Below are 20,182 nucleotides of genomic sequence, written 5' to 3' on the forward strand. Positions count from 1 at the left end.
ACCGCTTCGCGGTTCGTGACGAAGTGTTTGGAAAGCCGCTTCGCGCCTTTCGGATTTCCGCTTCGCTCCATCCGCGGGCTTCCGCTCCGCTCCAGCCCGAACTGCGGGGCGGGTCCGCTTCGCTCCCCCGCCCGGTTCCGGCTCCGCCGGAACGGCTGGCTACACGATGACGGTGCATCATTGCTGTTCTGTGTAGTATCCCGAGAAAACGGCCACCCCCGAACCGTGACACTCCATCATCCTGGCCCGAGTGCCGGCCCCGGGCCGTGGGTGCGGATTCCGCTTCGCTCCCCCGCACCAGACAGGCCATCAGTCGCTTCCGGGGGTGACTCCAGCGCCGGGACGAGGTGGCCTGAAACTCCCCCTGGGTACCATCGTCCCGCTACGATGGTACCTGTGCATCACCCGCATGTGCATCGCATCGTGCGTCACTGATGTGCTGTGTAGTATCCCGAACAGATCGCCACTTCCTCTGATGGCCACCTGTTCATTCCTGGATTTCCGGAGATCCGATATGCCGAGTACAGAGAAATTCACGCTCCGACCTCACCAGATCGAGGCCGTTGACGCTGTCGTGCGCGGCCTTGATATCCCTCCGGGGAAGAAGATCCCACGGGCCGGTCTGAGGGCCACCGTGGTGGCGGCCTGCGGCACGGGGAAGACGTTCATCGCCGCGCACTCCGCGCTCCGTCTGGCCCGTAACGGGCGGGTCCTGGTCCTGCTGCCGACTCTCGATCTGCTGACGCAGACCGTGCGGGAATGGCGGGCCGCCGGCCACCACGGACCCGCCGTCGCCGTCTGCTCGCTGGAGGACGACCCGCACCTGTGGGACCTCAAGGTCCGCTCCACAACGTCCGCACCGCAGCTGGCCCTGTGGCACGGACGCGGACCGGTAACCGTCTACGCCACCTACGCCTCCCTGCCCGTCCTCGCGGAAGCCCACGAGGGCGCATACGGGCTGCCCATGGACGTCTTCGACCTCGTGGTCGTCGACGAGGCCCACAGAACAAGTGGCTCGGCAGGAAAGGCGTGGGCCGCGGTTCACGACCAGGACATCATCCCTGCGATGCGCCGGCTCTACATGACCGCGACGCCCCGCATCTGGAAGGAGCGGCCGCCCCGGCCCTCCTGGGCGCAGCGGCAGGCCGGGGCCGGTCAGCTGTGGGACCCGCTGCCGCAGGACATGGCCTGCTCCATGGACGATCCCAAGGTCTTCGGCCCCGTCGTCTACGAGCTGTCACTCGCATCAGCCGTCTCCCGGGGCCTGCTGGCGCGGTATCAGATCGTCGTCGTGGAACTGACGGACCCGGTCGTCACCCCAGCCCGGCTCGCCAGACCGGAGAAGCGGGACGAGGACGTCCGCGGCGAACGCATGGGCGCGCTCCAGGCCGCACTGCTGGAGACCATGGCCGAACACGGGCTGCAGACCACCATCACCTTCCACCACCGCACCATCGAAGCAGCCGCCTTCGCCGGAGGGCTGGGCCGGGTCGCGAAGCGGCTCCACGCCGCAGACTCCGAGCGGTATCCAAAACGGGTGTGGGCGAACTGGCTGTGCGGGGACCACGAGCCCGACCACCGCCGCCAGGTCCTCGCCGACTTCGGCCGCCGCGCCGGACGCGCCGTGCTCTCCAACTGCCGCGTCCTGGGCGAAGGCCTCGACATCCGAGCCGTCGACTCCGTCGCCCTCCTCGACCCCAAGGGATCAGCCGTCGACATCGTCCAGGCCATCGGCCGGGCACTGCGGCAAAAACCCGGACAGGGGAAAATGGCGACCCTGATCGTGCCCGTCTTCCTCGCACCGGATGAAAAGCCCGAAGACATGCTCACCTCCAACTCGTATCGGCCCTTGGTGAAGGTTCTGGAGGGGCTTCGGGCACACGACGAGCGTGCTATCGAGCTGCTGGCCATTCCTCAGGAACAGCGGAAGGCGGTCGTTGATCCGTCGCCTCCGATCGGTCCCCCGCCGGAGGAGGGTCAGGAGGACACGCGGCCGCTGCTGCGGTTCGCCGCCCCCAGGGATCCGGTGGTGATCGCGAAGTGGGTACGGTTCAACGTCATCAGCACCGAACGCCAGGACTGGCAGCGCGGCTACGACGCCGCCCGCCGCTACTACGAGCGCGAAGGCGACCTGGACGTGCCCTACGAGCACACCGAGGGCGCCTACCCGCTCGGGAGGTGGCTGTCCGACCAGCGGCGTGCCTACCGCGCCGGGACCATGAACGGCGAGCGCGCCGACGAGCTGGAGGAGCTCGGCATGGTGTGGGACACCGCCGACGCCGCCTTCGAAGAGAATCTCGCCGCCGCCCGCGCCTACTTCAAGGAGGCCGGCACCTTGGCCGCGCCCCGGCACGCCACCGCCCTCGACCGGCATGTCGGGCAATGGCTCACCAACCTCCGCCGGCCAGGCGGACTCGGGAAGGACACCGGTCGGGCGCAGCGGCGGGCGGAGCAGCTCGCCGCGATCGATCCGGACTGGAACCCGCGGCTCCTCGGATGGACTGTGGACTGGCAACGCTGCTACGTCGGCCTGGCCGCCCTCCTGGACGCCGGGAACACGCTGGAGAACGTCCAGCCCGGCGTGACCTACCGGGGCGACGACATCGGCCGCTGGGCCACCCGACAGACACGGGACTGGGCGCAGCTGAACGCGGAGCAGCGGCGGCGACTGGAGGAGCTGGGTGTAAGGCCACGGGCGGTTGTACGAGCGCAGAAGGCCCCCGCGCGGGGTGCGGCGAAGGCTGGGGCTGGGAAGGGCTCCGAAGCCTTCCAACGGGGCGTACAAGCCCTGCAGCAATACATCGCACGGGAAGGAAAGACCACCGTCGGAAGGCAGCATGTCGAAGAGCTGCCGGACGGGACGTCGGTGCGCCTGGGCGTATTTCTCAGCAACCACAAGAGCCGGCGGGACCGACTGAGCGACGACCAACTCACCACCCTCGCCGGCTTGGGGCTGGAGTGGGCGGCGTAGGGGTGGAGACGGACTGTACTGCTGGTTCTCAAGCGGTGAGGTGCAGGTCTGGGCAGCCCTGCTGTTCTACGAGAACGAGAGGCTTCGGAACCTCGCTGGCACAGCCGAGTACCGCGCTATCATTTCGGTCAATCGTGCAACGCTTGGCACGTTAGCTGTAGGAGGCGCCTTGTTGCATGAGCCGGTCCGCTCCTCCAACCTCCGATCGGTGGGCTACGACCAGGCGGAGCGTGTGCTTGAGGTCGCCTTTCACGGTGGAGGGTTGTATCGCTACGAGAACGTGCCCGCAGAGGTGCACGTGGCGTTGATGATGTCCTCCGGTAAGGGCGGTTACCTAGCCCAGTTCGTGAAGGGCCGATATCGGTACCGTTTGATTTCGGGCTGACAGCCCGGTAGTTGTTCCAAAACCGCTCCATCGTTGTCGAGTCGAGGCATGCGTGCAGATCTGCTCCGTTTCTGTTGAGGGCTTCCGCTGCCTGGCGAACATCAACAATGTTCCTGTCCTGCCGCAGACGGTTCTGACTGGTCAGAACGAGGGTGGGAAGAGTGCTCTGCTGGACGCGCTGGACTTCCTGCTTCATGGGACTGCGCTGAGCGAGCGCGATCTCACCTATGTCAGCGATGGGGTCGTGCAAGAACCGGTGCACAGCGAGGACGCGGTCGCGCCGCACGCGCGGGTGCCTCAGACCACCGTGATGGGCGATTTCACCCTCAGCGCCAACGAGCAGCAGCATTTCGCCCTGCCTGAGCGGGTACAGATTCGCCGTCGCTTCCGCCCGGAAGCGGGTGCGTTCCTGGAGATCCGCCGCCGCGTCTGCCGGATCCCTGAGCTACGCGACTTGGAAGCGGTGAAGCTGGCGGGCCTTAGGGAACTCGCAGCTACCCACGGGGTCGAGCCCGTCGGGCAGTTGAATGCGCGGAACAGTTGGGAGCAGCCCCTCCGGGAGTTGGCCCAGCGGATGGAGCAGGTCGATGCGTGGGTGGCGGCGGACTCCGAGGTAGCTGCTGCGATGCCGTCCATGGTGTATTTCAAGGGCGACTCGGTCCAGGCGCCTGAGGCTGTGGTCCAGAGTCTGCTCAACTCCCGGCTGCGCGAGTACACGCGCGCCGATGAGGTGGCTAAGCGAGTGGCGGATCTTGAGGGCTATCTTGCCGAGTCGCTGACACCCGACATCGACAGCATCCGCGGGCACATCGCGCAGCGGTGTGCCCTGCCTTCGGTGGAACTGGACCCTCAGGTGCAGGTGCGTCCTGCGCTAGTCGGGGTGGAACTGAACATTGTGGACTCGCAGGGGAGGCGGTTTCCGCTCTCGTCGGCCGGGACTGGTCGCTCGCGCCGTATCTCGCTGGCCTTGTGGGAAAGCAGCAACGACCTGGGACAGGACCAGGCGCAGGAAGGACCTGCCTCGGATGTCGTGTTCGTTTACGACGAGCCTGACACCCACCTGGACTACTCCCACCAGCGGCGGATCATGGCATTGATCCAGTTGCAGTCGTCACGGCCGAACGCGCGCGTCATTGTGGCGACGCACTCACTCAACCTGATCGACGGAGTCGACATCTCGTCCGTGGTGCACCTACGCACCCACGAGGGGCAGGTTCGGGCGGAAGTCCTGAGCGAGGACAGCGCAGACATTGATGTGCGCCGCCACCTGTCGACAATCGCGACCACGCTGGGGTTCCGCAACAGTGTTCTGCTACACGAGCGGTTCTTCGTCGCGGTGGAGGGGGTGTCCGAAACATCCGCGTTCCCGATCTTGTTCCGCAAGCACGCCGGGTACCCCATTCAGTCCGCTGGTATCTGCCTGTGGGCTGGGGGAAGCAATGAGGGTGCCTTGCGATTTGCCAAGTTCCTCAAGGAACACGGCCGCGACGTTGCGTTCGTCGTCGACAAGGACAGCCGTGCGAACCAGAAGCACGTCTTCCGGGACGCCAAGCTCAAAGAGCATGGCTTCGACCCCACCGAGGAGTGCTTCTACCTCGGTTCCCCCAACGAGCTCGAAGACCTGTTCACCGACGGCGACTGGGCCGATACGGCCAACGCGCTGTGGAAGCCGAACACCGAGCGCGAGGCTTGGCAGCCTGCGGAAATCGAGGCACTGCGGTCCGGAAAGTTCAGCTCTCAGCTGCTGGGCTTGTTCAAGGCCGGCTCGGACGATGGACCTCAGAACAAGGAAGACCTCATGGTAGGCATCGCCGCGCACCTTGGTAAGGACCGCATCCCTGCTGCGCTCTCAGCAATCTTCAACTCCCTGATCGATCGCGCGCAGAACGCGGGGCCGCATCTGTGGTAGACGTCGCGCTGCCAGCCTGACGTGCCGCGCGCCGTACCTTCATACGCTTGAGTCGTTGTTCACGCGTCGGCGCCTCCCACGTGTGCAGGCCGACCGAAGCTACCCACTGTGAGCCGTGATGGCCCTGGTCATCGCCACACCAGCGGCATCCGTCAGGGGAAGGCAGGTCCTTGCGATGTACGCGTATCGTCCGCCCATCACCCATGGAACACCGCCCATATGCGTCGGAATGCCTTCGATATGAATACTTCCCCCGGAAGGTCATGCTCAAAGATTCCCACATGCCACTGACAGTCCTACGGCCCAATCCGGGCTGCCACAAGCACTGTGCCGCTGGCGGGCCAAGGTACTGGTAATTACCGCAAGCACCCTGCTGCTCGCCGGACACGATGCTGCAGACGAACTCGTTCTCCACGCGCTCCCACTAGGGCCTTCATCCTGCTCTGACCAGCGGAGATGCGAACCTGAGCAGCAACGGCGTGCCGAGCCATGATGCCGTGGCATTCCAGTGCCTCGGTCGGTCTGTCGAATGCGGAGCGATCTGCCAGACGGCTCCAGCGGTCGGACGCGGCTTCGCAACGGCGCGGCCGTAACGGATGGCAACGGTCGCTGTCAGCCGTATGCCGATTCCGGTCAGCCCGGTACCGAGGAGCTGGGATACCTGGGTCCAGGACGGCGGGGTGCCGTCTCGGACTCGGCAGAGAGGGGCCGTACATGCGGGGAAGCCGTGGTGAGATTCCCGCGGACGCCTCGATGGCCGTGTTCCCGCCCGCGTCGGGGCGTGCTGCGGCCATGCCCCGGCTGCTGGACCTCGACGGGCGTGGAGAGCTGACGGCCGCGCATGTGCGCCTGGTGGCGCAGGCGTTGGGGAAGTCGGAGCGGACGGTATGGCGGTGGCTGGCCGCTGCCCGGAAGGATCACCGTCTCGCTCGGGTGGAGTCGTCCCGTTTCACGGTCACCACGGAGGTCCGGCGGCTGCTGGCGCTGTGGGGCGGGAACGCCTCCCGGGTCCATGCCGAGCTGGCACAGCGGGCAGCCGAGGATCCGGACGCGCCCCCAGTCCCGTCGCTGTCCACGTTGCACCGGGCGATCCGGCGGGACCTGACCCGCGGGGAGCGGGCCGGACTCAGGAGCGGGGAATCCGCCCGGCGCGCGCATGACGTGTTCGGACAGCGGCCGGCCACACACCGCAACGCGGTATGGGAGGGCGACCACAAGCACGTACCCGTCGAGGTGGACGTCGAGGGTGAGCTGGCCACTCCGTGGGTGACCTGGTTCATCGACTGCGCCACCAGGGCCATCACCGGGGTGGCCGTCACCGCCCACCCTCCGAGCCGGGACGCGGTGCTGGCCTCCCTGCGCATCGCAATCACCCGCAGCGCACCGTTCGGCCCCCTCGGCGGACTGCCGGGACAGATCCGGGTCGACCGCGGCAAGGAGTTCCTGTGCCGGGCGGTCACCGCGGCGATGGGCGCGCTCGCCGTCCCCGTCACCGACCTCCCCGCCTACACCCCACACCTGAAAGGGACGATCGAGGCGCTGAACGACGCGGTGGAGGAGATGTTCCTCGTCTCGCTCCCCCGCTACACCGGCCGGCAGAAACTCACCGGCGGCCGGACCGCCGACCCCGAAGCCCCGCCCCTGACGTACGAGGCGTTCGTGGGACTGCTGCTGGACTGGGTGACCTGGTGGAACACCCGCCACCAGCCGTCCGCGCTGCACGGGCAGACCCCCCTCCAGGCGTGGCAGGCCGACGCGACTCCGCTCACGGATGTGTCCGCGGGGCAGCTGGCGACGTTCGTGCTGGAGGACAACGGGCGCACGTACACGATCAGCACGTCCGGGGTGCGGTGGCGCCGGCGCGACTACCTCGCCCCGTGGATGAACGGCCGCACAGGCACCAGAGTCTCGGTACGGCACCTGCCCCATCACGACGACACCATCGAAGTCTTCGACGCCGATACCGGCCGCCATCTCGGTTCGGCGTTCCTGGCCGCCGCGGCGAGCCGTGAGCAGATCCGCTCCGTCCAAGCCGCACGTACCGCAGCAGCCCGGCGGCTCAAGGCTGATCTGAAAGCCGCGGAAAAGCTGCGCCGCCGGCGCTTCGAAGCCTCCACCACCGCAGCCCCACCCAGGGCGCTCACCTCTTCGACCGCTGCGCAGGCCGAAGAGGAGCTCGGTGCGGCGGCTCAGACGGACCGCCGTGCGCTGGCTCGTCCCGATCTCGTACCGCACGGCCCAGCGCCCGACACCTGGGCCCGTCCCAGGCCGCCACGCACACCCACTCCTGACAAGGACCGAGCCGATGATCACTGAGCTGGACTACGGGCTGCTGCCCGACGAGAGCGAAGACCACTTCCTGGGCCTGGAGCAGGCGCAACTGGTGGGCACCGATACGCTCCTGACCACCCGGGACAACATCGAAGCCGTCATCGAGGCCAAGGCCATGATGTGCGTCTACGGGCCGGCCGGATCCGGCAAGACGATGTCGGTGAACTCCGCGCTGCGCCACCTCGCACCGGACATCACCCACCGCCTGGAACTGCGGGCCGGACCGACCCCGCGAGACATTCGGCACGGTCTCTTCCAGGCACTGGGACTGCCCGGTGAGCCGCCGGCCCGCCCGATCGAGTTCGACACCCTCCTCAAAGAGGCACTCGCCGAGGAATTCAGGGTCCTGGTCTGTGACGAGGCGCAGTGGATGAAGAAGACCGGGTTCGAGTTCTGGCGCCACCTGTGGGACGACAAGCGCACCAACATCGCGGTGATCTTCGCCGGGGGCGACGGCTGCTACAAGGTTCTGCGCCGCGAGCCGATGCTGGCCTCCCGGATCTTCATCTGGCAGGAGTTCACCCGCATGTCCAAGGACGAAGTGAGGGAGACGATTCCCGCCTTCCATCCTGTCTGGGCCGATGTGGACACCGCGCTGATCGACGCGATCGACAAGCAGGCCGCCCATGGCAGCTTCCGCAACTGGGCCAACATCACCACCCACATCCTGGCCGGCATGAAGAAACTGCACCTCAATAAGGTCGACGAAGACCTCGTGCGCTGGGTCTACAGCAAAATCGGCGGCATGTAATGACAGCCGGCAGTCTCCCAGCCGTCACCGTCGTCATCGACAAGCACGACCACCCCGACTGGACGACCGCCGCTCACCACGCGCATCACCCGGGCCTCGGACGCCTGACCATCGACCCCAGCCCCGCCAACGGAGCACCCGCCGCCCTCGCCCACGACCTTCTCTATGCCCTGGGCAAACGACTCCCCCCAGGCGGAGAAACGTACGGGACGTGGGCCGACTCCCAGCGCCCCGCCTGGGACGCCGTCGCCACCTGGATCCTCACCCACCACATCGGACACCTCATCGTCTGCCGCACCGACCGCCTCACACACGCCCGCCGGCAACAACTCCTCGCCCTGCGGGAACAATGCGGCATCCGCCTCACCCTCCTGTGGCACCGCCCCGTCACCCCCGCCCTGACAACACTCCTCGAAGCCACCCCATACCGACTCATCGACGCCCTCCCCCGAGCCCGGAACGCGCTGACCCAGACCGGGCATTCAGCGTCCAGCACCAGAAACACGGGACACTGGCACCACCGGCACATCAAGGACGACGGACAGTGGATCACCCCACCCGCACCGTCCAACGGCACGGTGACAGGCCGTCCGAAACGGGCGCAGTGCCAGGGCGCCCCCGTACTCGCCCCGACAACGAACAACGCACCACCCGCGCGAGAGCGTCACCACCTACCAACGGACGCCCTCGTCGCACGGCTGGCCACGGTGGCACACCCCCTGCACGCAACAGCGCTGACCATCCACGCGGTCACCGGAGCAGACCTCACCCGGCTCGCTCTCATCCGCGGCATCGACATCAACGAAGCAGCAACCGCTGTCAAAGTCCACGACAGCACCGCCCACCGCAGATGCCAGGTCCACCCACTCCCCACCTGGACACACCAGCTCATACGCGCCGCCGGCATTCACGGACACCTCAAGGGCCGTACCGCCGACAGTCCGCTCTTCCCACTCATCACAGTCCAGAACGGCGAACAACTCACCCGCGCCGCAACAGGGATCCGCTACCACCTGAAACCCATGCCGTAAAAGGCCATGCCTACCACCTTCGGCCAGCAACGCCCCGGCACCGCCGCACGGCCGTGACCAGCAACAACACCCACCCATCTGTACCAACCGGCAACAAACTGACCCGCACCATCACCAAAAACGTCAGCACCGGATCGGCATTCCTGACAACAACCGAGCCACCCACAACAACCCACAGAGCAGCAGAGAGCCCGCTACTCACCCACTGACATCAAAACGCCGAACCACCACCGACAAAAACTCGCAGATCATCAGTATTCCTGCAAGTGCCTACGGCCTCTGCCGCTACAACGTGCGCTTCAGTTTCCGGGGCAAAGGCTTGCTTCGAGTCGTACGGTGATCACATCTACCTCTACGACACAGCCTCCGACGGCGCCCATCCCGAGGTGTATTTCGTCCTCGAGAACGCCGGGTACGCAGTTGCCTTTGGGTGGTGCCGACAGACTGGCGGCAACAATACCGTTGCTGACCGCCATTTCGACTTCCCCGAAAGCTCCACCGTCCACTTCGTCGCTGCGCGGGTCGATAACCAGACACTCGAGGACTACAGCAGGGTCAAGTCAGGCTATGCCGGCGCAGCCCTGGCGCAGAGTCCGGACCTGAAGGGCTTCAACGAGGCGACGGCTGAAGAGGGAGAGACGCCGACCGAACCAGGTTCTCCCGTCCCGGTCGACCCGGGCGAGGTCGCCACGGGCGGTTCCGCGGCCGAAGATGCCCAACGGGGTCCGGAAGCCATCGTCGAGGAGCTACGCAGGAACACTCACGCGCTCTCTCTTGAGGAAGTAGAAGCGAGAGGGCTCGGACAGTACGTCGACACCGATCGGTACGAGGCCACAGCCCCTCAGGTCGTGGACACGGTCACCACGCGTGCGGCGGCCCCTGAACCGAGTATGGCCCCTGCAGGTACAGCTCTTCCTCTTGCTACGACCTGCTGGGAGGCATCTGCCTGGGCAGGAGTCCGCGAGGGAGTCATGACGCTGTACGGCCAGACGGACATCACCTGGTGCGGTGACGGCGGGAAGAAGTATGTCAACTACTCCGCGAACGGCTGCTGGGGCGACGAAAAATGGCCGACCTATCGGTACGAAGGCTGCCGAACGATCGAGGATTACGGGCACCCAAAACCCGACGAGTACTGGACTGTCTACGACGTGTGGAGCCAGTACGATCTCTGCCCGATATATCTAACGAAGGCAGGCGGCTGCTTCTACGTCGACCGCCCACAGGCGAAATACAGGTTCGGTGCAGCTGGAGAAATATGGCTCCTTTCGAGTAACTACTAAACCCTGCGCAGGGTTTAGTAGTTACTCAGAGATGGCTCCGGAGCAGTTCGAGAGGACTGCTCCGGAGTACTCGCCGGCTTCCTTGTAATACCCGACGAACTGTTGCTCGAGTAGAAGAGAGCCGAGAGGATATAGATCATCAAAACGAGCACGACGAAGACGATCACTCCGGTGACAACCCATCTGCCTGCAGTCATTTTTCCACTTGCCACGGTTCACCCCCAGGAGGAGCCTACAGAGCTTCCACCGTAGCAGTAACTCACGCTCCAGTCACCGCGCTACCAGCGCTTCAAACACCCGCTATGGACAGGCCATTGAGGCCGTTGAGAACAGCTCTCTTCTTTCAACTTGCGACGCTCTTCTCATACCTACAACCAGGTCAACCTCTCCGGAATTGGACCGGAATCTCATCACGCTCGAACCCCGGCCCTGGGCTGCGGGACTGCCGAGGACGATTCCTTCATCGACGGCTGGCCTGTTCACGAGAGCGACAGCACCGGGTCTCGCGGCACGTCATGCTGCAGAGGTGACCACTGCATCGGACCTGCCTGCTCGCCGTCGCCGCCACGCGCGGCTGATCGCCGCCCTGACCACGCTGATCGGAGCCTGCGCCGAAGCAGCCGGTGCGGTGTACCAGCCCATCGCCGCCGCCCCGGGCCAGGACCATGTCGAGGGGACACTATGGCCGCCGATGTTCGCCTGACGCCGCCGCGCTGACGGCGGCGCGGCGCGGCGGTCCGGGCGACGCGCAACCGGCTGAGCGCGCCCCGATCCCCGGCCGTGGCCGCGCCGCCTATCCCGCCCGTCCCTTCCTCCTTCACTCCAGCCAAGGGACATGGGCAGAGCAGCCGCAACGGGGATGTCAGCGGGCCGGCCCCGGCAAACCCGGGCAGTGACCTGCGCGGACGCGGGGGCGGTCCTGCGGGCCGCGCAACACCTACCGCAACCTCCAGCGCAACAGATAGGCGCAGCCCTCAGCGCACCCTCGTGCCTCTGGTCGACCGGGCCGACCGGTCACGCGGCGCGGACAGCTCCGTAGACGCGGGCGAGGTGGCGCAGCTCGGAGCGTGCCGCCGACACCGAGGGGACGGTCTCCCAGTAGGGGTGCCACCACAGCCGTACGGGCAGGGCAGCAGGCGCCGGCGCAGGGCAGTGGTGTCGCGGGGGCGGGGCGTGCGCCCTGGGGCGGGATCGGAAGGCGGCCGGGACGGGCCAGTGGGCTGAAGGGCCCGGCCGTGGCTCGGCATTGGACCTTCGGGAATTACGTGACGGGGCATGCCAAGTGCCCGGGGCGGCCGGAGGCCCCGGGCACGGCAGGGGTCAGGAGTCCTCGCGGAGGCCGGTGTAGAGGTAGGCGCCGGCCTGGTCGACGGCCGCCTTGGCGGCGTTGGTCTCGCTGAGGGCGTCGAGCAGGGCGAAGTCGTGGATGGTGCCCGAGTAACGGACGGCGGTAACATCGTTGCCGGCCGCGCGCAGCTTGGCGGCGTAGGCCTCGCCCTCGTCGCGCAGGACGTCGGCCTCGTCGGTGATGACCAGGGCCGGGGGGGTGTTCAATGATCGGCGGATCTGATGATCAAGGAGACGCCAGATGAGCGACACCACTATCGAGCAGATCCCGGGCAGTGAGGCGGCGGAGGCCGTGCCGGCGAGTGACGAGCAGTTGGTCGCGATGCTCGTGGACCGGGCCCGCAGCGAGGGCCTGCAGCTGACCGGGGAGGGCGGGCTGCTCCAGCAGCTGACGAAGCGGGTGCTGGAGTCCGCTCTGGAGGGCGAGATCACCGATCACCTCGGATACGAGAAGCACGATGCCGAGGGCCGGGGCAGCGGCAACAGCCGCAACGGGACCCGGGCGAAGACGGTGCTGACCGATGTCGGCCCGGTCGAGGTCTAGGTCCCCCGGGACGTGGCCGGTTCGTTCGAGCCGCAGATCGTCAAGAAGCGGCAGCGGCGCCTGTCCGGGGTGGACGAGATGGTGCTGTCGCTGTCCGCGAAGGGCCTGACGCACGGCGAGATCTCCGCCCACCTGGCCGAGGTCTACGGCGCGAGCGTGTCCAAGGCCACCATCACCACGATCACGGACAAGGTGATGGACGGGATGGCGGAATGGTCCAACCGACCGCTGGACTCCGGGCGGTTTCCATCAGTGGTTGCGAATCATCTGGTCAATGGACCTGTGAGCCATTCTTTCATGGCTTCGGCGGGCGTCTTGTCGCCGAGTACAAGTCGGGGGCGGCGGTTGAGCTGGCGGGCGACTTCTCGCAGATCGCGGGCAGTGTGGACCGATAGATCGGTGCCCTTGGGAAAGTACTGCCGCAGCAGGCCGTTGGTGCTTTCGTTCGTCCCCCGCTGCCAGGGTGAGTGGGGATCACAGAAGTAGATCCGGAATCCGGTGAGGGCCTCGATGTCCTGGTGCAGTGTCAGCTCGCGGCCCTGGTCCCAGGTGAGGGTCTGCCGTAGCTGGAGAGGGACGTCAGCGGTTTGCGTGACGATGGCGTTGCGGACCTGCGGGGCCTTCCAGCCGTCGGGCAGGTGGATGAGCCGGACGTAGCGGGTGGTGCGCTGGCAAGGGTGCCGATGGCCGACCCCCTGACCGCGCCCGATGATGAGATCTCCCTCCCAATGCCCGGGAATTTTACGGTCGTTGACCTCGTCAGGGCGCTGGTGGATCAGCGTCATACTCTTGATCTTGTTCGGCGACGGGACTCCTCGTCGCTGCTTCTTGCGGCGGATGCGGCCGGTGCGGAGCTTGCCGGGCTTGCGTCCGAGCTGGCCGGCGAACAGGGCCCGGTAGATCGTCTCTGGACAGGCCCGCATCGCGGGCTCATCTGAGTGCGTGCGGGCAAGGAAGCGAGAGATCTGCTGGGGCGACCACTTGTCGGCCAGCTTCTCGCGCACGGTTGTGCGCAAGGGCTTACTCGCCCTGATCTTCTCCGGCTTGGGGCGCTGCCTGCGCAGGAGCGCCTGATTGTGGGCCCACCAGGGGTGATAGCGGCCGTCGGGCTTGCTGTTGCGCTGGATCTCCCGGTAGACAGTCTGGAAGCTCTTGCCGATCGAGGCGGCGATCGCCTTGGCGGACTGCTTGGCCTGGAGGCCGTCAGCGATGGCGATCCGGTCGTCCTGGGTGAGGAAGCGCGCGGCGATATCGGGCCGGGGTCGGGAACGATCATGCTGCCAGCATCGATGAACCACAGCGAACCGCAGCTGGTGGAGACCCCGAGCACCCGGGCGGCAGCGGCACCCTTGTAGCCCTCGCGCAGCAGCTCGAAGTACCACTTCTTCACCGCCGTCGACATCTTGTTGGGGGCGTACTTCGGCATCCGAACGCTCCTTCGGGAACGTTCGCAACCACCGATAGAACTCAAGCCGTCTATCCGGTGGTGTTCATCGACGCGATCCACGTGAAGATCCGCGACGGTGCGGTTGCCAGCCGCCCCATCTATGTGGCTCTGGCGGTCACGGTCGAGGGCCGGCGGGACATCCTGGGGTTGTGGGCCGGTGATGGCGGCGAGGGTGCCAAGCACTGGATGCACATCCTCACCGAGATCAAGAACCGAGGCGTGAACGACGTCCTCATGCTGGTCTGCGACGGGCTGAAGGGGCTGCCCGACGCGGTCGAGGCCGTCTGGCCCCGCACCATCGTGCAGACCTGCGTGGTCCACCTGCTGCGGAACTCCTTCCGATATGCAGCCCGCCAGGACTGGGACAAGATCGCCAAGGTGCTCAAGCCCGTCTACATCGCGGCGACCGAGGAGGCCGCACTCGAGCGGTTCGCGGAGTTCGCCGACGCCTGGGGCAAGAAGTACCCGGCGATCGTGCGGCTCTGGGAGAACGCGTGGGAGGAGTTCACCCCGTTCCTCCGCTTCGACACCGAGATCCGCCGCATCGTCTGCACCACGAACGCGATCGAGTCCGTCAACGCCAGGATCCGCCGGGCGGTCAAGGCCCGCGGCCACTTCCCGAACGAGCAGGCCGCCTTGAAGTGCGTCTACATGGCGATCATGTCGCTCGACCCGACCGGCAAGGGTCAGGCCCGCTGGACCATGCGCTGGAAGACAGCCTTATACGCCTTCGACATCACCTTCGACGGCCGGCTCTCCGCAGCCCGCCAGTAATCCTCAACCACCCGCGTTACACCGCTCGTTTAACAGACCCATGGCCGCCGTGATCCGGCCGTCTTCGCCGCGATCCGGAGCTGCGATACCGAGTGCATCGGGGTCGAGTTCACCGCGGCTCACCACATAGCCTTATTGGCGAATATCGTCGAGGCGTTCTCCCAGCTTGTCGGCGTCGGCGTCGGCGTCGGCGTCGGCGTCGGCGTCGGTGAACCGTGCGAGGGGGTTGGCGAGCAGGTCGTCGAGTTCACAGTCCGGCACCCCGGCGAGTAGGGCGAGTGCTGCCGCACCGGCGTTGATTGGAAGCATTTGGCCCCGCTCGTAGGACAGTTCCAGCGCCGGTCTGGTTCACCAGTTCCCGCATGATCGGCTTGGCCGGCTGGGACAGGAGTGGCGGGATCGCTGGACGGCGGCATACCGGCGTGGCGGTCCGAGGCCGGTTCATCGCGCGTGCCTCGTCCTGGCCGGAGGCGGTGAGGATGGGCCCGGCCCACATGGTCGCCGGCTGGATCTGGCAGCGAGCATCGCGCCCGGCGGGTTGGCGCGGGGGGAACCAGTGCCACGCCTGCGGCGTCACCTTCCGATGGAGTCAGGTGTCCGTGGCCGTCATGGCCTGCTCGGTGCCCCAGGCTGTCCGAATAGCGAAGGCCCGACTCGGTTCGGTCGGGCCCTCGCTTCAGCGCCTGGCCGAGGAGGTGTCAGAAGAGTGCCGCGGTGAGCCAGGCGGTCTCCCTCAGGGGTCTATCGGTCGGTGACTGTCTGTCGGTGGGCGTTGATGATCTCCGCGTATCGTCGGCCGCTGGTCTTCACGGTCCGCTTCTGGGTGGTGTAGTCGACGTGGACGAGGCCGAAGCGCTTGTCGTAACCGTAAGCCCACTCGAAGTTGTCCAGAAGGGACCATGCGTAGTAGCCGGCGAGCGGGACGCCCTTTCTGACGGCGTTGGTGCAGGCGGCGAGGTGCTGCTCCAGGTAGCGGGTGCGGTCGGGGTCGTGGACGGAGCCGTCCAGGCCGGTGGCGTCGGGGAAGGCGGAGCCGTTCTCGGTCACGTACAGCTTCCGTACGCCGTAGTCCTCGGTGAGGCGCAGCAGGAGGGCCTCCAGACCCCCGGCGTCGATCTGCCAGTCCATGCCGGTACGGGGCACGTCGGGGAGGTGGACCTCGCGGGCGCGCGGGATGGGGCCGTGGGGGTCGTCTGCGACCGTGACCGGGAAGTAGTAGTTGAGGCCGTGCCAGTCGAGGGGGGCGGCCATGACGTCCAGGTCCCCGGGCTGTTCGGGGAGTTCGACGCCGTAGAGCTCGCGCATGTCGGCGGGGAAGCCTCGCCCGTAGACGGGGTCGAGCCACCAGCGGTTGGTGTGGCCGTCCATACGGACTGCGGCAGCGAGGTCCTCGGGCCGGTCGGAGGCGGCTGCGACGGTGGAGTGGTTGGTGACCAGGCCGACCTGCGCGCCCGGGGCAACGGCACGAATGGCCTGGGTGGCGAGGCCGTGACCGAGCAGGAGGTGATACGAGGCGCGGACGGCGGCGGTGAGGTCGGTGAAGCCGGGGGCCATCCGTCCTTCCAGATGGCCGATCCAGCCGGAGCAGAGCGGTTCGTTCAGTGTGGCCCACTGGGTGACCCGGTCGCCGAGGCGTTCCGCGACGACGGAGGCGTAGGCGGCGAGGTGTTCGGCGGTGGCCCGTTCGGTCCAGCCGCCGTGGCTGTCCTGGACCCGGTCCTGGAGGGCCTGCGGCAGGTCCCAGTGATAGAGGGTGACGGACGGTGTGATGCCGGCGTCAAGAAGGCCGTCGACGAGCCGGTCGTAGAAGTCGAGGCCGGCAGCGTTGACGGGCCCATCGCCGCCGGGGACGATCCGGGGCCAGGCGACCGACATCCGGTAAGCGTCGGTGCCGAGCTCCTTCATCAGGGAGATGTCCTCGGGCCAGCGATGGTAGTGGTCGCAGGCTGTGTCGCCGTTGTCCCCATTGTCGACAGCGCCGGGGACGTGGGAGAAGGTGTCCCAGATGGACGGGGCTCGGCCGTCCTCGGCCACGGCGCCCTCGATCTGGTAGGCGGCGGTCGCCGTGCCCCAGGCGAAGGAGGGCGGGAAGGCCGCCAGATCGAGTATGGCGGAGGCGAGGGGTTCGGAAGGAGGGACGGGCACAGGCAGCCTCTTCGTGTTCAGTGTGGAGATGATCGGCAAGGCCGGGGGTTAGGCGGCCGCGCCGGGTGTCACTTGACCGCGCCCGCCGTGAGGCCGGCGACGAGGTAGCGCTGGAGCAGAAGGAACCCGACGACGACGGGGACGCTCACCACCAGGGAGGCGGCCATCACCTGGTTCCAGTAGACGTCGTTGAGGGTGGCGTAGCCCTGGAGTCCCACGGAGAGCGTGCGGGTCTCGTCGTTGGTCATGACCGAGGCGAAGAGAACCTCGCCCCAGGCGGTCATGAAGGCGTAGATCCCGACGGCGATGATGCCCGGCCGGGCAGCCGGAATGATGACGCGAAACAGCGCACTGACCGGTCCGCAGCCGTCGACTTTCGCCGCTTCGTCCAGCTCGCGCGGGATGGAGTCGAAGTACCCGGTGAGCATCCAGATGGCGAAGGGCAGCGAGAAGGTCAGGTAGGTGAGGATCAGGCCCTCACGGGAGCCGAAGAGGGCGATCCCGGTGGCGTTGCCGATGTTGACGTAGATGATGAAGAGCGGCAGCAGGAAGAGGATGCCGGGGAACATCTGCGTTGACAGGACGGTGACCGTGAAGGCCCGCTTGCCGCGGAAGCTGTAGCGGCTTACGGCGTACGCGGCGAGGATCGCGATGGCCACCGAGAGAACGGTGGCGGCGCCCGCGACGATGATCGAGTTCGCGAAGTAGTCGGCGAGCGGGACCGTCTCCCAGATGTCGGAGTAGGGGCTCAGGGTGAAGTGGGAGGGGATCCATTCGAACTTCCCCGAGACGTCCTCCAGCGGCTTCAACGAGCTGGACACCATCACGTACACCGGCAGCACCACGAAGGTGGTGAGCAGGGTGAGGAAGATCCGCCGGGTCCACAGGAAGGAGCGGGGCGCAGCCATCGGGGAGCGCTGCCGGGTCGTGCGCGCGTGGGCGACCTCAGGCATCGGTGGCCTTCTTTCCGCGGCTGGTGAGCAGGAGGTAGGCGCCCGTGACGACGAGGAGGAAGAGCAGCAGGAGCACGGACATGGCCGAGCCGGTGCCGAAGTTCCATGTCCGGAAGGACGTCTGGTAGATGTGGAGCGAGATGAGGTCCGCGGCCTCTGGTGCAGCCTTGCCGAAGAGCACGAACGGCGTGTTGAAGTCGTTGAACGTCCACAGGAACAGGACGAGCACCAGGACCTGGTTGACGGAGCGCAGCGCCGGCAGGGTGATGTGCCGGATCTGGTTCCACACGCCGGCCCCGTCAAGCGCGGCCGCCTCGTACATGTCCTGGGGGATGTTTTGCAGTGCCGCCATGACGGTGAGGAAGGCGAAGGGCCAGCCCTTCCACACGGAGACCACGAGTAGGGCCCAGAAGCTGTTGTCGCCGATGAGCCAGAAGGCGGGGCTGTCGCCGATGCCGAGTTGGTCATGGAGGACGTGGTTGATGACGCCGTTGTCGCGCTGGAACATGAAGGCCCAGGTGATGACCGCGGCGTAGACGGGCAGGGCGTAAGGGACGAGGAAGAGGGTGCGCAGGATGCCCCGGCCGCGGAAGTTCTCCTGGAGGAAGACTGCGGCGGCAGTGCCGAGAAGCCAGCACAGGCCGACGGACAGCACGGTGAACTCGCACGTTGTCAGGAAGGACTTCAGGAGTGCCTGGCCGACGGGGGCGTCGAAGTCGATCGCGACGGAGAAGTTGTCGAGTCCGGACCAGGGAGCTCCGGACCAGTTGCTGATGTAGAACTGGGTGAGCTCGCGGAAGCTCATGGTGATGCCCATGAGCATGGGAATGAGATGGACGAGGAGTTCGAGGAGCAGGGCGGGCAGGAGGAGCAGGTAGGGCAGTGCGATGCGGCGACGCCCGGAGCGGCGCGGTGCGGGCGCCCCTCCGGGTGTGGCCTTGCGCACCGCCGGCTCCTTCGCGGGAGTGACGACGGTATTGGTCATAGTGCTGGTGCCTACTTCTTCGGCATCTGCTGCTGGGCCTTGTTGAGCTCGGCCTTGACGGACTCGGCGGTGACGGGCTTGCCGGCGGCGGCAGCGGCGAACAGTTCCTTGACCGCGGTGCCGACAACTGTCTCGAACTGTGACTCCTCGGGCACCTGCGGCAGGGCGGTGGCGCTGGTGGCGAGAGTGTCGCGCAGGACCTTCAGGGCGGAACTGTTGAAAGCGGGGTCCTGCTGGGCGGTCTTGACCGACGGGATGGATCCGTAGGTCTTGTTCAGGAGGATCTGCTCCTTGTCGCTGGTCATGAACTTCACGAACTTCAGGGAACCGTCGAGGTTCTTGGTGTTCTTGAAGACGGCCATGTTGATACCGGCGACCATGGAATTGGTCTGCTTGCCCGGTCCGGGCTTGCCCGAGGGCACGGGGGCAGGGACCACTCCCCACTCGTCCTCGTTCATGCCCTGGGACTTGAACGTGGCGGAGGCGGTCTGCCAAAGGACCATGCCGGTCTTGTCCTTGGCGAAGTCGCTCAGGGACTGGTTCTGGGCATACTCGGCGTTGCCGGGGGCGACGATCTTCTGCGTGGCCATCAGGTCGACGTACTGCTTGACGGCGGCCACGACACCGTCGGAGGTGAAGTCGGCCTTGCCGTCGGAGGTGAAGAAGTCGGCGCCGTGCTGCTTGGCGAGGACAAAGACCTGGTGGATGTTGTTGGACAGGTTGGAGCCCTCGACTCCGATGCCCCACTTGCCGTCCTTGCGCAGCTTCTTGCCGGCTGCGGCCACCTCGTCCCAGGTCGTCGGCGGCTTGGCTATGCCGGCGTCCTGGAACATCTTCTTGTTGTAGTAGAGGGCGTAGGCCATCGAGTACAGCGGGACGGCGGCCGGGTCCTGCCCTTGGACGCCGGTGGAACCGAGCGCGGACTCAACGAAGCGGCTCTTGCCGCCGATGGAGTCGAAGTTCTTCGCGTCGAAGGGCAGCAGGGCGCCGCTGGACTGGAGGGAGGCGCTCCAGGTGTTGCCGATGTTGAGGACGTCGGGGCCCTGGCCGGAGGTGGTGGCCGTGAGGATCCGGTTGAGGAGGTCGGCCCAGGGCACAACCTCCAGCTTGACCTTGATCCCGGTTTCCTTCTCGAACTTGTCGAGTTCGGGCTGCAGGACCTTCTTGTCGACCTCGATGCTGGCGCCCTGGTTGGAGGCCCAGTAGGTGAGCGTCTTGGGGTTCTCGTTGGATCCGGATCCGCCTGTGGAGCCACCACAGGCGGCCGCCGTGAGGACGAGGGAGAGGGTGACGGCGCCAACAGCTGCGGCTCGGATTCTGCGCATG

At 66.6% G+C, this 20,182-nt stretch carries 14 protein-coding genes and 3 pseudogenes; 10 read left to right on the top strand and 7 right to left on the bottom strand.

What is annotated here, in order from left to right:
• The first annotated feature begins 514 nt into the window (after positions 1-514).
• The 8 genes from OG242_RS00005 to OG242_RS00040 all read left to right on the top strand — a co-directional run bounded on the left by OG242_RS00005 (position 515) and on the right by OG242_RS00040 (position 11,364).
• Complete coding sequence (locus OG242_RS00005) at positions 515-2,971, top strand: Helicase associated domain protein (RefSeq protein ID WP_331738736.1); 2,457 nt, start codon at positions 515-517, stop codon at positions 2,969-2,971.
• 40 nt (positions 2,972-3,011) lie between these two features.
• Positions 3,012-3,356: a KTSC domain-containing protein gene (locus tag OG242_RS00010; protein WP_331738740.1), complete on the top strand. Its 345-nt coding sequence runs from the start codon at positions 3,012-3,014 to the stop codon at positions 3,354-3,356.
• Positions 3,357-3,408: 52 nt separating this feature from the next.
• Complete coding sequence (locus OG242_RS00015; protein WP_331738744.1) at positions 3,409-5,265, top strand: AAA family ATPase; 1,857 nt, start codon at positions 3,409-3,411, stop codon at positions 5,263-5,265.
• Positions 5,266-6,057: 792 nt separating this feature from the next.
• The gene (locus OG242_RS00020) at positions 6,058-7,581 is read left to right on the top strand and encodes a Mu transposase C-terminal domain-containing protein (RefSeq protein WP_405901459.1); all 1,524 of its coding nucleotides are present in this window, start codon (positions 6,058-6,060) and stop codon (positions 7,579-7,581) included.
• The gene (locus OG242_RS00025) at positions 7,571-8,347 is read left to right on the top strand and encodes an AAA family ATPase (RefSeq protein ID WP_136207106.1); all 777 of its coding nucleotides are present in this window, start codon (positions 7,571-7,573) and stop codon (positions 8,345-8,347) included. Before OG242_RS00020 ends, OG242_RS00025 begins: the two co-directional genes overlap by 11 nt.
• A complete protein-coding gene (locus OG242_RS00030; RefSeq protein ID WP_331738754.1) occupies positions 8,347-9,378 on the top strand; it encodes a hypothetical protein in 1,032 nt (343 codons plus the stop codon). The genes OG242_RS00025 and OG242_RS00030 overlap by 1 nt, the downstream gene beginning before the upstream one ends.
• 266 nt (positions 9,379-9,644) lie before the next feature.
• Complete coding sequence (locus OG242_RS00035; protein WP_405896153.1) at positions 9,645-10,661, top strand: hypothetical protein; 1,017 nt, start codon at positions 9,645-9,647, stop codon at positions 10,659-10,661.
• A gap of 526 nt (positions 10,662-11,187) precedes the next feature.
• Positions 11,188-11,364, top strand: coding sequence for a hypothetical protein (locus tag OG242_RS00040; protein ID WP_405896154.1), 177 nt, complete (start codon positions 11,188-11,190; stop codon positions 11,362-11,364).
• 617 nt (positions 11,365-11,981) lie between these two features.
• Here the strand turns inward: OG242_RS00040 and OG242_RS00045 are convergent.
• Positions 11,982-12,206 (bottom strand): annotated as a pseudogene (locus OG242_RS00045) (alpha/beta hydrolase fold domain-containing protein); the annotation flags it as partial.
• Positions 12,207-12,330: 124 nt separating this feature from the next.
• On the opposite strand from OG242_RS00045, the pseudogene OG242_RS00050 reads away from it, so the two are divergent.
• Positions 12,331-12,786, top strand: a pseudogene (locus OG242_RS00050) (transposase); the annotation flags it as partial.
• Positions 12,787-12,815: 29 nt separating this feature from the next.
• On the opposite strand, the gene OG242_RS00055 reads toward OG242_RS00050, so the two are convergent.
• Entirely contained in the window at positions 12,816-13,850 is a 1,035-nt protein-coding gene (locus OG242_RS00055; RefSeq protein ID WP_405901460.1) for an IS30 family transposase, read from the bottom strand.
• A 176-nt stretch (positions 13,851-14,026) separates the two neighbouring features.
• Between OG242_RS00055 and OG242_RS00060 the strand changes: the two are divergent.
• Positions 14,027-14,773: pseudogene (locus tag OG242_RS00060) on the top strand (IS256 family transposase); the annotation flags it as partial.
• Between the two features lie 132 nt (positions 14,774-14,905).
• Here the strand turns inward: OG242_RS00060 and OG242_RS00065 are convergent.
• The 5 genes from OG242_RS00065 to OG242_RS00085 all read right to left on the bottom strand — a co-directional run bounded on the left by OG242_RS00065 (position 14,906) and on the right by OG242_RS00085 (position 20,181).
• Positions 14,906-15,082 carry a hypothetical protein gene (locus tag OG242_RS00065; protein WP_405896155.1) on the bottom strand — a complete coding sequence of 59 codons (177 nt, stop codon included), beginning with the start codon at positions 15,080-15,082 and terminating at the stop codon, positions 14,906-14,908.
• A gap of 432 nt (positions 15,083-15,514) precedes the next feature.
• Positions 15,515-16,918, bottom strand: coding sequence for a GH1 family beta-glucosidase (locus OG242_RS00070; protein WP_405896156.1), 1,404 nt, complete (start codon positions 16,916-16,918; stop codon positions 15,515-15,517).
• A 68-nt stretch (positions 16,919-16,986) separates the two neighbouring features.
• A complete protein-coding gene (locus OG242_RS00075; RefSeq protein WP_405901461.1) occupies positions 16,987-17,826 on the bottom strand; it encodes a carbohydrate ABC transporter permease in 840 nt (279 codons plus the stop codon).
• A gap of 37 nt (positions 17,827-17,863) precedes the next feature.
• Positions 17,864-18,856 (bottom strand): carbohydrate ABC transporter permease, encoded by a 993-nt coding sequence (locus tag OG242_RS00080; RefSeq protein WP_405896157.1) that lies wholly within the window; start codon positions 18,854-18,856, stop codon positions 17,864-17,866.
• 11 nt (positions 18,857-18,867) lie between these two features.
• Positions 18,868-20,181, bottom strand: coding sequence for an extracellular solute-binding protein (locus OG242_RS00085; RefSeq protein WP_405896158.1), 1,314 nt, complete (start codon positions 20,179-20,181; stop codon positions 18,868-18,870).
• Position 20,182: the final 1 nt, after the last annotated feature.

The organism is Streptomyces sp. NBC_00727 (assembly GCF_045161745.1).
Taxonomy (GTDB): Bacteria; Actinomycetota; Actinomycetes; order Streptomycetales; family Streptomycetaceae; genus Streptomyces.

Excerpts from the sequence above, each read along its gene's own strand:
- OG242_RS00075 (WP_405901461.1), bottom strand. The coding sequence starts at position 17,826 with ATGGCTGCGCCCCGCTCCTTCCTGTGGACCCGGCGGATCTTCCTCACC.
- OG242_RS00005 (WP_331738736.1), top strand. The coding sequence starts at position 515 with ATGCCGAGTACAGAGAAATTCACGCTCCGACCTCACCAGATCGAGGCC.
- OG242_RS00030 (WP_331738754.1), top strand. The coding sequence starts at position 8,347 with ATGACAGCCGGCAGTCTCCCAGCCGTCACCGTCGTCATCGACAAGCAC.
- OG242_RS00080 (WP_405896157.1), bottom strand. The coding sequence starts at position 18,856 with ATGACCAATACCGTCGTCACTCCCGCGAAGGAGCCGGCGGTGCGCAAG.
- OG242_RS00065 (WP_405896155.1), bottom strand. The coding sequence starts at position 15,082 with ATGCTTCCAATCAACGCCGGTGCGGCAGCACTCGCCCTACTCGCCGGG.
- OG242_RS00020 (WP_405901459.1), top strand. The coding sequence starts at position 6,058 with ATGCCCCGGCTGCTGGACCTCGACGGGCGTGGAGAGCTGACGGCCGCG.
- OG242_RS00085 (WP_405896158.1), bottom strand. The coding sequence starts at position 20,181 with ATGCGCAGAATCCGAGCCGCAGCTGTTGGCGCCGTCACCCTCTCCCTC.
- OG242_RS00025 (WP_136207106.1), top strand. The coding sequence starts at position 7,571 with ATGATCACTGAGCTGGACTACGGGCTGCTGCCCGACGAGAGCGAAGAC.